Origin of the sequence: Bradyrhizobium sp. USDA 4532 (assembly GCF_024171315.1) — a bacterium.
In the GTDB taxonomy this organism is placed as follows: Bacteria; Pseudomonadota; Alphaproteobacteria; order Rhizobiales; family Xanthobacteraceae; genus Bradyrhizobium; species Bradyrhizobium australafricanum.
In genome coordinates this window covers 185939-198037 of the sequence record NZ_JALJZN010000001.1, presented here as the reverse complement: position 1 = coordinate 198037, position 12099 = coordinate 185939, and the positions used below count along the sequence as shown (strand labels likewise).

Sequence of the window (12099 nt, the reverse complement as noted above, 5' to 3'; positions counted from 1 at the left end):
GCCCTGCCGTCGTCGATCGCCATGACGGCCTTACCCGGATGACCGATGCGCCGCCTGCTCCTGATCCCCACCCTCCTTGCCGCTTTGCTCTGGTCGGCGCCCTGTTTCGCCCAGGCGCGCTCCCAACTCGGTCCGCTCTGCACGACCGAGACCACGCCGGCCGACCAGATGATCGACGCCTGCACCAAGATCATCGCGCTGAAGGTGTTTTTCGGCGAGAAGCTCGCGACCATCTATTTCTGGCGCGCGGTCGGCTGGAACAAGAAGGGCAACTACGCCCAGGTGATATCCGACGCCACCGAGGCGCTGCGCCTCAAGCCCAGCACCGCCGTTTACAATCTCCGGGGCTCGGCCTATTTCGACAAAGGCGAGTACGACATTGCGATCGCCGACTTCAACGATGCGCTGCGCATGGGGCCGCCGAGCGGCATCATTTTTCACAACCGCGGCAACGCCTATCGCAGCAAGGGCGACTATGCCAAGGCGATCGCCGACTATGACGCCGCGATCAAGGCCGGTCCGAAGTCAGCCTTCTCCTATCAGAACCGCGGCGCCTCGAAGCGGGCGCTCGGCGATCTCGACGGCGCGCTCGCCGACATCAATGAGGCGGTCAGGATCGACCCGTCGCTGCCGCAGCCGCTGATCAGCCGCGCCGTGATCTGGCGCGCCAAGGGCGAGATCGAGCGCGCGATCGCGGACACGACGGAGGCGATCCGGCTCGCCAAGGCCAAAGCGCCCGTCAACATCATGACGCCGCCCGGCAGCGTGCTGATCTCAGCCTATACCCAGCGCGGCCTCAGCTACGAAGCGAAGGGTGATGCTGCGCATGTCAAGGAAGATTACGCCTCGGTGCTCGAAGGCGTGGCATCCGATGCCGGCAGCAAGGCCAACCAGGCCACCGCGAAAGTTCGGCTCGCGCTGCTCAAGGAGACCGACGCGGCACCGCGCAAGACCGCGGCAGCGCCGGCCGCCGAGAGCAGCCCGGCCGCGCCACCGGCCGCTTCCGTCAAGACACCGGCACCGGCGCCGCCCGCCGCGGCGGCCCCGGCGGCAGCAACCGGCCGACGCCTCGCGCTGGTGATCGGCAACGGCGCCTATGCGCATGTCAAGGCGCTGCCCAATCCGGCCAACGATGCGCGCGCCATCGCCAGGAGCCTGCGCGACATCGGCTTCACCGTCTCCGAGGGGCTCGATCTCGATCGCGACACGATGCGGAAGACGATCAATGATTTCCTGCGCGAGGCGGCGCAGTCGCAGATCGCCGTGGTCTACTATGCCGGTCACGGCGTGCAGGTCGACGGCCGCAACTATCTCGTGCCGGTCGACATCGAGTTCAGGGCGGGCGCGCGCATGACCGACGCGATGGTCGACATGGACACGATCATGGCCGGGCTCGACGACCAGATCCGCACCAACATCCTGATCCTCGATGCCTGCCGCAACAATCCGATGGCACCGCAGCTGGCCTCCGCAGGTTCAAGCCGCGGCATCGAAGCGGGCTCCGGCCTTGCCGCGCCCGCCTCGCTCGGATCGGGCTCGACGCTCGGCGCCGGCACGCTGATCGCGTTTGCGACCGCGCCGGGCGAGGTCGCGCTCGACGGCGAAGGCGCCAACAGTCCGTTCTCGGCGGCGCTGTCGCGCCATGTCGGCACGCCCGGCCTCGAGGTGCAGCAGATGCTGACCCGGGTCCGCGCCGAAGTCGTCGCCGCGACCAAGGGCAAGCAGGTGCCGTGGTCGAATTCGTCGCTGCTCGGCGAGGTCTATCTGGCGGAGCAGTGACACAGCGCTCTCCACGTCATTGCGAGCGCAGCGAAGCAATCCATGCCTCCATGCAGGGAAAAGATGGATTGCTTCGTCGCTTCGCTCCTCGCAATGACGGAGAATGCGGCCTTATTTCCCCCACACCTCGTTCGCGACCTCGACCGCGAGCCTGAGCTTGGCCCACTGCTCTTCCTCGGAGAGGATATTGCCCTCCTCGGTCGAGGCGAAGCCGCATTGCGGGGACACTGCGAGCTGCTCGATCGGAGCGAACTTCGATGCCTCTTCCAGCCGCCGCTTGATGTCGTCCTTCTTCTCGAGCTCGCCGAACTTCGAGGTGATGACGCCGACCACCACGACCTTGTTGCCCTTGGGCAGGAAGCGCAGCGGCTCGAAGCCGCCGGCGCGGTCGGAATCATATTCGAGGAAGTAGCCGTCGTAATTGGTGCCGGCCAGCAGGGTCTCGGCGACCGGCTCGTAGCCGCCGGAGGAGATCCAGGTCGAGCGGAAATTGCCACGGCAGACATGGGTCGTGATCACCATGTCGGACGGACGGTCGGCGATCGCGTAGTTGATGACCCGGGCGTAGATCTCCTGCAGGCCATCGGGATTGTCGCCGCGGTCGCGCGACTTCTGCAATTCCTCCTGCGAGCACAGATAGGCCCACACCGTGTCGTCGAATTGCAAATAGCGGCAACCGGCGTCGTAGAACGCCTTCACCGCCTTGCGATAGGTCTTGCCGAGGTCCTGATAGAATTCCTCGAGGTCCGGATAGACCTCCTTCGAGATCAGCTTGCGGCCGCCGCGGAAATGCAGCACCGCCGGCGAGGGGATCGTCAATTTCGGCGTGACGTGCGCCTGGTCGGCGTACTTCTTCAGGAACCTGAAGTGATCGAGCATCGGGTGATGATCGGAGAAATCCAGCTTGCCGATCACCCTGATGGCGTCGTGCCGGGTCTGCACGCCGGCGAACTGGATACCCATGTCGGGATGGAACAGCTCGCAACCGGTCAGATGGCTGAGGAAATCGAAGTGCCACCAGGAGCGGCGGAACTCGCCGTCGGTCGCAAGCTTCAGGCCGACCGAGGCCTGCTTGTGCACGACCTTCTCGATCTCCATGTCCTCGACCTTGCGCAGCTCGTCGGCCGAGATCTCGCCCTTCTCCAATCTGGCGCGGGCCTCCTTGATCTTCGGCGGCCGCAACAAGCTGCCGACCTCGTCGGCGCGGAACGGAGGCTTGGTTCGCTGCATGGTCAACTCCCGGACGTTTCTCATGTGCCTTCTAATGTGCCTTGGCCCCGGAGACGCCGAGGTGGCGCTCGAGGACGGAGGGATCGGCTTTCAGCGCGCTGCTTGCGGCATCGTGCACGATCGTGCCGCGTTCCAATATCACAACGCGGTCGGCCAGCCCCAGAATCTTTTGCGCGTTCTGCTCGACGATGATCGAGCAGATGCCACCCGAGCGCGTGATGGTTCCGATCGCCTTTAACAATTCCTCAACGATGATCGGCGCGAGGCCTTCGGTCGGCTCGTCGAGCAGCAGCACTTTCGGATTTAGGGTCAGCGCGCGGCCGATCGCCAGCATCTGCTGCTCGCCGCCGGACAGCTGGTTGCCGAAATTGCGCCGCCGCTCCTGCAGCCGCGGAAACATCTCGTATACCCGCTCGACCGTCCACGGCCCGGGCTGCGCCACCGCGGTCATGTTCTCTTCCACCGTCAGCGAGCGGAAGATGTTGCGCTCCTGCGGCACCCAGCCGATCCCGGCGCGGGCGCGCTGGTCGGGCCGCATCGCCGTGATGTCGCGGCCTGCGAGCGCGACGCTGCCACTGAGGCGCCTGACGATGCCGACGATCGAATTGATCAGCGTGGTCTTGCCGGTACCGTTGCGGCCGAGCAGCGCGAGCACCTGGCCCTCGGCAAGCGCCAGCGACATGTCGGGCAGCACCACCGCCTCGCCGTATCCGGCACGCAGGCCCTGGATGGAAAGAAGCTCAGGCATCGGCGGCCTCGCCGAGATAGACCGCCCTCACCTGCGGATCGCGCGCGACCTCATCGGGGGCGCCCTCGGTGAGCAGGCCGCCATTGACCAGCACCGAGATGCGGTCGGCGAAGGAAAACACGAGGTCCATGTCGTGCTCGATCAGCAGCACGGTGACGTCGCGCGGCAGTGCCGCCACCGCCGCAAGGATGTCGTGACGCTCGCTCTCGGGCACGCCGGCCGCGGGCTCGTCGAGCAGCAGCACCCGCGGCTTGGCGGCGATCGCGACCGCGATCTCGAGCAGGCGCTGCTTGCCATAGGGCAAGGTCGAGGTGGGCTCCGTCATCACGTCGAGCAGATGGAAGCGCGACAGTATCTCGGCGATCTCGGCATTGACGTCGCTCCGCGTTCCCATCCGTCGCCACCAGTCGCCGCCGCGCCCCATCCGTTCGGAGACCGCAAGCCCGATGGTTTCGAGCGGGGTCAGGTCGCGATAGAGCTGGTTGATCTGGAACGTGCGCGACAGCCCGCGCAGCACCCGCTTGTGGACGGAAAGGCCGGTGATGTCGCTGCCTTCGAGCAGGATGCGCCCGCTGTTCGGCGTTAGCACGCCGGTCAGCTGATTGATGACGGTGGTCTTGCCCGCGCCGTTCGGCCCGATCAGCGCGTGGCGCGCGCCCTGCATCACCTTCAGCGAAAGATCGCGGGTGACGCGAAGGGCGCCGAAGGATTTTTCGAGGCCGCGTGTTTCCAGCGCGATCGTCATGACGCGTCGCTCTCCGGCACGGCAACGGCGGCCTTGCGGCCGGCGAACTGGCGGATGATCAGGTTGGGCATGAACAGCACCCAGCGATGGATGCGCGCGCGGCCGACCAGCACGATCACGACCAGCACGAGGCCGATCCAGAACAGCCAGTATTGCGGGGTGATGCTCTGAAACAGCTCCTGCAGCATCTTGAACACGACGGCGCCGATCAGGCCGCCATAGAGATAGCCGGTGCCGCCGATCACGAGCATAAGCATCAGGTCGGCGGAGCGCTCAAAGGAAAACACGTCGAGCGAGGCGAGCGCCGTGGTCTGGGTGAACAGCGCGCCGCCGATCCCGGCATAGAAGGCCGCGAGCGTATAGACCGCGATCAGGCGACGGTTGACCGGCACGCCGATCGCGGCCGCGCGCAGCGGATTGTTCTTGATCGCGCGCAGCGACAGGCCGAACGGCGAATGCACAATGCTTCGGGCCAGCAGGAACAGGATGAAAAGCACGATCAGCGAGTAGAAGAACCCGGTCTTGCCGAACATGTCGAAGGTGAACAGACCAAGGATCGGCTGCATCTCGATGCCCTGCAGCCCATCGGTGCCGCCGGTGATGTTGGAGAAGCGCTCGGCAAGCGCTTCCAGCAGCAACGCGATGCCGAGCGTCACCATCAACCGCGTCAGGTCGACGCCGCGGATGACCAGGAAGCTGGTCAGGAAGCCGAGCACCGCCGCGACCAGACCGGCGGCGACCAGCGCTATGACGGGCTCGTTGATGATGCCGTGCAGCGCCAGCAAGCCGGCGGAATAGGCGCCGACGCCGAAAAAGGCCGCGTGGCCGAGCGAGACGATGCCGGCGTAGCCGAGGATCAGGTCGAGCGACAGCGCGAACAGGCCGAGCCGCACGATGTCGGTCATGATCAAATAGCGCGACGGGAACAGGAAGGCGCAGGCGAGCGCCAGCGCCCAGAACGCGACCTCGCTGACCCGCCAGCGCGCGCTGGCCATCGCGTGAGTGGAAACGTCTGATAGCGCCGTCATGACCGCCTCACCGTGCCGCGGTACGGCCGAACAGGCCGTTCGGACGCCAGAGCAGGATCACGATCATAACAGTGTAGATCACGAAGGGGCCGAGCTTCGGCACGTAATACTTGCCGGCGACGTCGGCGATGCCGAGCAGCAGCGACGCCAGGAACGGTCCGGTGATCGAGGACGAGCCGCCGACGGTGACGACGATCAGGAAGTAGATCATGAATTTCAGCGGGAAGTACGGATCGAGCCCGAGGATCTCCGCACTCAGCGCGCCGCCGAGGCCAGCGAGGCCGCAGCCGAACGCAAAGGTGAAGGCGAACACCTGCGGCACGTTGATGCCGAGCCCGATCGCAGCGCGCGGATCGTCGACCGAGGCGCGCAGCCGGCTGCCGAACCGGGTCTTGGCGAGGATCAGTTGCAGCGCCAGCGTGAGCAGGCCGCAGATCACGACGATCATCAGCCGGTAACGGCCGATGCCGACGCCGAACAGGTCAATCTGGCCCTCCAGCGCCGCCGGCAGCTTGATGAAGACCCGCGACGATCCCATGATGTAGTCGACCGCCGCCACCGACATGAACACCAGGCCGATCGAGAACAGCACCTGATCGAGATGGCTGCGGCTATAGAGATGGCGGTACAGCGTGCGCTCCAGCGCGATGCCGATCACCGCGCTGCCGACAAAGGCGAGCGGCAGGCCTGCGAAGAACGGCCAGCCGGAATTATTCACCAGCACGGCACAGATATAGCCGCCGGCCATCGCGAAGGCGCCATGCGCGAGGTTGACGAAATTCATCAGCCCGAGCGTCACCGCAAGCCCGCAGGCGAGCACGAACAGCAGCATGCCGTAAGCGACGCCGTCGAACAGGTTGGTGAGGATAGAGGCCATGGAGTCAGCTTAGCCGTGAGGACGCAACAAGAACAACAGCTCGAACGTCAAGGTCATCGTCATGGCTGGGCCTGTCCCGGCCATCCCCGTCTTTCTGCTCGCCGGGAAGAAAAGACGTGGATGCCCGGCACACATGCGCGAAGACGCGCTTCGCGCTTTTGGCCGCGCATGACGTGGTGAGGGCCGGAGCGCACGCCGCCGATGACGATGCTATTTCTTGGTCTTGCCGGAATCCTTGACGGCCTCGAAGGTCGCGAACTCGACATTGTAGAGCTCGCCGTCGACCTTCTCGACCTTGCGGATATAGATGTTCTGCACGATGTCGCGGGTTTCCGGATCGATCGAGATCGGGCCGCGCGGGCTCTCCCACTTCATGCCCTTCATCGCCTCGATCAGCTTGTCGCCGTCGGTCGCACCATTGGTCTTCTTCAGCGTCTCGTAGATCAGATGGATGCCGTCATAGCCGCTGACCGCCATGAAGCCCGGGCGGTTGCCGAACGCCTTCTTGTAGGCGGCGACGAACTCCTTGTTCATCGCGGACGGATGGGCGGCCGAATAGAGATGCGCCGTCACCGCGCCGAGCGGGGCATCGCCCATGTTGTTGAGCAGATCGTCGTCCATGACGTCGCCGGGTCCGATCACCCTGATGCCGCTCTTGTCGAGCCCGCGCTCGGCATATTGCTTCATGAAGTTGCCGCCCTGCCCCGCCGGCACGAATACGAACATCGCGTCGGGCTTGGAATCCTTCATGCGCTGCAGGAACGGCGCGAAGTCCGGATTGGCGAGCGGGACCTTGACCTCTTCGACGATCTCGCCGCCGCCGGCTGTGAAGTGCTGCTTGAAGAAGGTCAGCGCATCGTTGCCGGGCGCGTAGTCGGAGGTCAGCGTCGCGACCTTCTTGATGCCGTTCTTCACCGCCCAGTCGCCGATGATGGTGGAGGACTGCGCCAGCGTGAAGCTGGTACGCACGATATAGGGCGAACGCTCGGTGATGATGGAGGTGCCGGCCGCCATCACGACTTCCGGGATCTTGGCCTGCGTCGCCAGCGGCGCCGCAGCGAGCGCCGCGGGCGTCACGCCGAAGCCGGCGATGAAATTGACCTTGTCGTTGACGATCAGTTCCTGCGCGAGCCGCTTGGTGTTGTCCGGCACCGCGGCGTCGTCCTTCAGGATGATCTCGATCTTCTTGCCGGCGACGGTGTCGCCGTTCTGCTGCATGTAGAGCTTGATGGCGTTATCGATCTGCTTGCCGGTCGACGCCTGACCGCCGGTCATCGGCAGAATCAGCCCGATCTTGACGACGTCGTCCGCCCACGCCGGCACGCTGGCACACAACCCGGGAAGCACGGCCGAAGCGGCGCCCCACAGCAACATTTTGCGACGATTGAACATCGACGTCCCTCCCCCTTCCGCTGTTCTGCATCGAGCCTTGGTCCCCGGCTCTTGCCTTGTTTTAACTCAAGCATGCACGGCCAAGCCGCAACGCGACAAGGCGTCTCCCCGTGCCCTCTGTCAATCGGACGATGGACGTGTGCCGCGCGCGACGCGATCGGGTCTGGTTGCAGAGACAAGTATCAAGATACCAATATCGGTCCACAAGACTCAATGCCTCCGCGAGAAGCGGTCTCGCGTATTCAAGGCCGCCGCCGGCTCGATTCATTTGTACGATCGTACAAACGCAGCGACAATGTCAACAAACAAGCACAATTGCAGCCGAACGGTCGCGCCCGAGATCATCATCCATAAAGACCAGGGCTGTATCCTGCTTCCCATGCCAATCGTCTCGCGTCCCATCGCTGTCCTGACTGCCCTCGCGCTCGCGGCCGGCGCGCTCGGGGGATGCAGCTCCATGAACCAGAAGCTCTCGGCCGGCATGGCCGATACCATTCCATCCTGGGCCGGCGGCCTGCCGGCGGATGCGCCGCCGCGGCCGGGCACCCCCGAATACGACAAGTTCATGCGGGATCGGGAACGCAAGCGGCTGATGCCTGCGGCCCAGCGCGGCGACGAAGCGAAGCCGGCAACCGCACCGCAGGACGCGGCCCGCTGAGCGCACGGTCGGCCGGCCGCAGAGCCCGCCTTGTGCGGGCCGAGTGAAGCGCGGATCAGTCCACGAACACCACGGCCTTGCGTCCGTTGAGGATGACGCGATCGGCGAGATGGTAGCGGATCGCGCGCGCCAGCACCCGGCGCTCGATGTCGCGCCCCTTGCGCACAAGATCCTCAGGCGTGTCGCGATGGCTGATACGCTCGACGTCCTGGTCGATGATCGGCCCCTCGTCGAGATCGCTCGTGACGTAATGCGCCGTGGCGCCGATCAGCTTGACGCCGCGCTCATGCGCCTGATGGTAGGGCCTGGCGCCCTTGAAGCCCGGCAGGAAGGAATGATGGATGTTGATGCAGCGGCCCGACAGCCGCGCCGACATCTCGTCCGACAGGATCTGCATGTAGCGGGCCAGCACCACGAGATCGGTCTTGGTGTCCTGGGCCAGCTTCCACACCGCGTCTTCCTGCTGCCGCTTGGTCTCCTTGGTCACCGGCAGATGATGGAACGGGATATCGCCGAAATCGAGCGAGCCATAGGTCTCGCGCGGATGGTTGGAGACGATCGCGGTCGGGATCATCTCGAGCTCGCCGGTGCGCCAGCGGTAGAGGATGTCGACCAGGCAATGATCGGACTTCGACACCAACAGCATCACCCGGCGGCGGCTGGCGCGATCGCGCATCTGCCATTCCATGCCGAAACGTTCGGCGATCGCGGCAAAGCCGGTCTGCAGCGCCGCGAGCTCGACCGCGAGGTCGGCCGCGGTGAACACCACGCGCATGAAGAACTTGCCGGTCTCCACGTCATCGAACTGCTGGGCGTCCAGGATGTTCTGGCCGTTATGGGCAAGAAACGTCGAGACCGCCGAGACGATCCCCGGACGGTCCGGACAGGACAGGGTCAAAACGAATTGATGATCGGGCATGCCAATTGACCAAAGCTTGAGCAGATTGGTGGAACGGTCATTTCGGCCCCCGTCTACACCGCAGGCGGCCTTGCGCCAATCCCGGTGCGGGGGTCAAATCGAACAAATGACGACAATGTTTGTTAGGGACCATCATGGCTGAACGGCTGAACGGCTACCGCATCCTGATCCTCGAGACGCGCGAGGAGGCGCAGTTTTCCCGCCTGCTCGCCGAACAGGGCGCCGACGTGCTGCAATGCCCGATGTTCACCATCCACGATGCGCCTGATCCGGCGCCGATCGTGGCCTGGATTCGCCGCGCCATCGAACAGCCGCTCGACGACCTCGTGCTGATGACCGGCGAAGGCCTGCGCCGGCTGATGAAAGTCGTGCGCCGGATCAGCGTCGAGCGGGAGTTCGGCGATAGCCTCGCCAAGGCGCGCAAATTCGCTCGCGGCCCCAAACCCGGCCGGGCACTGCGCGAGATCGGCCTGGAACCGCAAATGACGACCGAGAAGCCAACCTCGGAAGGCGTCGCCGAGATGCTGTCGAAGCTCGACCTGACCGGCCATCGGCTCGGCCTGCAGCTCTATCCGGACAAGGATCACGCCAGCCTGATCGGCGCGATCAAGGCACAGGGCGCCGAGGTCGATACGGTGCTGCCCTATGTCTATGACGCTCAGGCCGCCGACGCCAACATCGTCACCGCGATCGAGGAGATGGCGCAGGGCCGCATCGACGCGATCGCTCTGACCAATCTCGGCCAGGTCCGCCGCCTGATCGAGGTGGCACGGGCGCGCGGTTGCGAGGACAGGTTACGCGAGGGATTCGAGCGTACGCCGATCGCGTCGGTCGGACCGGCGGTATCGGACGAACTCAAGTCCCAAGGCCTGCGCACCGACATCTACCCGGCCGAAGACGCCTTCTTCATGCGGCCGCTGATATCGGCGATGGCGGCGGCGCTTTCAAAGAATCCGCCGCGCGCGACGGCGCGAAGCTAGTGTCCCGAATCCGAAGTTCGCATCATTTGCCGCACCTTCGGAGCGAACTTCGGATTCGATAAAGACACTAGGAAACTTATGATTCTAGTGTGCTTTATGAATGCGAAGTTCGTGAAAGTGGCTGCCGCGAAATCGCACGAACTTCGCATTCAGCACACTAGAACCTTTTCCGTTCCGATCGAATCGGAACGGAGCTCTAGATTCCAGTTTTGACGCGTTTTCTTCACGCGAACCGGCGTCCATTTCGCTCGAAAACGCTCTAATCAACCTTGGCGCCGGCGAACTTGACCACCTTGCCCCATTTCTCGGTCTCGTCGGCCACCAGTCTGCCGAAGTCGGCAGCCGAGCCCGGCAGCATGATCGCGCCGATCTCGGTAAAGCGCGCCTTGGCCTTGGGATCGGCGAGGATTTCATTGACGGCCTTGTTAAGCCTGTCGACGATTTCAGGCGGCGTGTTCTTCGGCGCCGCGAGGCCGTACCAGGCGCTCGCCTCGTAACCCGGCAGGAAGTCGGCGACCGGCGGCAGGTCCGGAAGCACGTCCGAACGGGTCGTGCTGGTGACCGCAAGTCCGCGCAGCTTGCCGGATTTGACGTGCTCGGCGCAGGTCGGAAGATTGTCGAACATCACTTGCATCACGCCGGACAGCATATCGGTGAGCGCCGGCGCGCCGCCCCGGTAGGGCACGTGCTGCATGTTGATGCCGGTCAGCATCTTGAACAGTTCGCCCGACATGTGGATCGTCGAACCGTTGCCTGAGGACGCCATGTTGAGCTTGCCGGGATTGGCCTTTGCATAGGCGATCAATTCGGGAATCGACTTGATCGGCAGCGAGGGGTGCACCACCACGACGTTGGGAAAGCGAATGATGCCCGCGATTGGCTCCATCTCGCGCATGAAATCGAACGTCAGCTTCTGGTAGAGCGTCGCATTGATCGCATTGGCCGGCGCGACCAGCAGCAGCGTGTACCCATCGGGCGCCGCGCGCAGCGCCTGCTCGGTGGCGATGTTGGTCCCGCCGCCCGGCCGGTTCTCGACAATGAAGGATTGCCCGAGCTTTTCCGACAGCCACTGTCCCATCAGGCGCGCCGTCAGGTCCGCTGAACCGCCGGGCGTATAGCCGATCACGAGGCGAACCGGCCGCGCCGGATAGGCCTCGGCAATAGCTTTTCCAAATGTGAGCGGAAGCGCAGCCGTAGCGGCTGCAAGTTGCAGGAACTGGCGGCGTAGAACCTTCATGATGTCTCCTCCGACGCACTGGCGGCTCTTGCGGCACGCTTGGGTACGCGCATCCTAGCCGCGCGGCGTTGCCAAGCCGACAGATATTCTCAGTCGGAGGGCGGGAGGTTCACGGCGTCACTTCGTCTCGCGCAGATAGGCCTGGTACGCGAGGGCGATGCCATCCTCGAGCGAGGTGGTGGTGGCGCCCAGCCGAGCCTCGCCAGCCGGCCGACGTCGAGCAGCTTGACGCGGCGTGCCGTCCGGGCGCGACGTGTCGAAGCTGATCTCGCCGCGATAGCCCACGGCGGCCGCGACGACGCGCGCGAACTCGGCGATGGTGATGTCCTCGCCGGTGCCGATATTGACCAGTTCGGGCGAGGAATAGGTGGTCTTCATCAGATGGATGCAGGCGTCGGCGAGATCGTCAACATAGAGGAATTCGCGGCGCGGCGTGCCGTTGCCCAGACCACGACGTTGCCGGCGCCCGAAACTTTGGCCTCGGCTGCTGCGGCCGGCCTCGGCAA

At 64.7% G+C, this 12099-nt stretch carries 11 protein-coding genes and 1 pseudogene; 3 read left to right on the top strand and 9 right to left on the bottom strand.

Annotation, left to right across the window (positions count from 1 at the left end):
* Positions 1–45: 45 nt before the first annotated feature.
* Positions 46–1779 (top strand): caspase family protein, encoded by a 1734-nt coding sequence (locus J2R76_RS00860; RefSeq protein ID WP_253623626.1) that lies wholly within the window; start codon positions 46–48, stop codon positions 1777–1779.
* Between the two features lie 111 nt (positions 1780–1890).
* Here J2R76_RS00860 and J2R76_RS00855 read toward each other — a convergent pair whose 3' ends face one another.
* The 6 genes from J2R76_RS00855 to J2R76_RS00830 form a co-directional block, all read right to left on the bottom strand.
* Positions 1891–3009, bottom strand: coding sequence for a cobalamin-independent methionine synthase II family protein (locus J2R76_RS00855; protein ID WP_253623625.1), 1119 nt, complete (start codon positions 3007–3009; stop codon positions 1891–1893).
* Positions 3010–3040: 31 nt separating this feature from the next.
* The gene (locus tag J2R76_RS00850) at positions 3041–3757 is read right to left on the bottom strand and encodes an ABC transporter ATP-binding protein (protein ID WP_229191356.1); all 717 of its coding nucleotides are present in this window, start codon (positions 3755–3757) and stop codon (positions 3041–3043) included.
* A complete protein-coding gene (locus J2R76_RS00845) occupies positions 3750–4502 on the bottom strand; it encodes an ABC transporter ATP-binding protein (RefSeq protein WP_253623624.1) in 753 nt (250 codons plus the stop codon). The genes J2R76_RS00850 and J2R76_RS00845 overlap by 8 nt, the downstream gene beginning before the upstream one ends.
* Positions 4499–5530 carry a branched-chain amino acid ABC transporter permease gene (locus J2R76_RS00840; protein WP_253623623.1) on the bottom strand — a complete coding sequence of 344 codons (1032 nt, stop codon included), beginning with the start codon at positions 5528–5530 and terminating at the stop codon, positions 4499–4501. The genes J2R76_RS00845 and J2R76_RS00840 overlap by 4 nt, the downstream gene beginning before the upstream one ends.
* 7 nt (positions 5531–5537) lie before the next feature.
* A complete protein-coding gene (locus tag J2R76_RS00835) occupies positions 5538–6407 on the bottom strand; it encodes a branched-chain amino acid ABC transporter permease (RefSeq protein WP_253623622.1) in 870 nt (289 codons plus the stop codon).
* 210 nt (positions 6408–6617) lie between these two features.
* Positions 6618–7799, bottom strand: a complete 1182-nt coding sequence (locus J2R76_RS00830) for an ABC transporter substrate-binding protein (RefSeq protein WP_253623621.1) — start codon at positions 7797–7799, stop codon at positions 6618–6620.
* A gap of 379 nt (positions 7800–8178) precedes the next feature.
* On the opposite strand from J2R76_RS00830, the gene J2R76_RS00825 reads away from it, so the two are divergent.
* Entirely contained in the window at positions 8179–8457 is a 279-nt protein-coding gene (locus J2R76_RS00825) for a hypothetical protein (protein ID WP_253625975.1), read from the top strand.
* Positions 8458–8512: 55 nt separating this feature from the next.
* On the opposite strand, the gene purU is transcribed toward J2R76_RS00825, so the two are convergent.
* On the bottom strand, positions 8513–9376 hold the full coding sequence (purU, locus tag J2R76_RS00820) for a formyltetrahydrofolate deformylase (protein WP_253623620.1): 864 nt from the start codon (positions 9374–9376) through the stop codon (positions 8513–8515).
* Between the two features lie 134 nt (positions 9377–9510).
* Between purU and J2R76_RS00815 the strand changes: the two genes are divergently transcribed.
* On the top strand, positions 9511–10356 hold the full coding sequence (locus J2R76_RS00815) for a uroporphyrinogen-III synthase (protein ID WP_253623619.1): 846 nt from the start codon (positions 9511–9513) through the stop codon (positions 10354–10356).
* A 259-nt stretch (positions 10357–10615) separates the two neighbouring features.
* On the opposite strand, the gene J2R76_RS00810 is transcribed toward J2R76_RS00815, so the two are convergent.
* A complete protein-coding gene (locus tag J2R76_RS00810; RefSeq protein WP_253623618.1) occupies positions 10616–11593 on the bottom strand; it encodes a tripartite tricarboxylate transporter substrate binding protein in 978 nt (325 codons plus the stop codon).
* Positions 11594–11710: 117 nt separating this feature from the next.
* Positions 11711–12075: pseudogene (locus tag J2R76_RS00805) on the bottom strand (NAD-dependent epimerase/dehydratase family protein); the annotation flags it as partial.
* Positions 12076–12099: the final 24 nt, after the last annotated feature.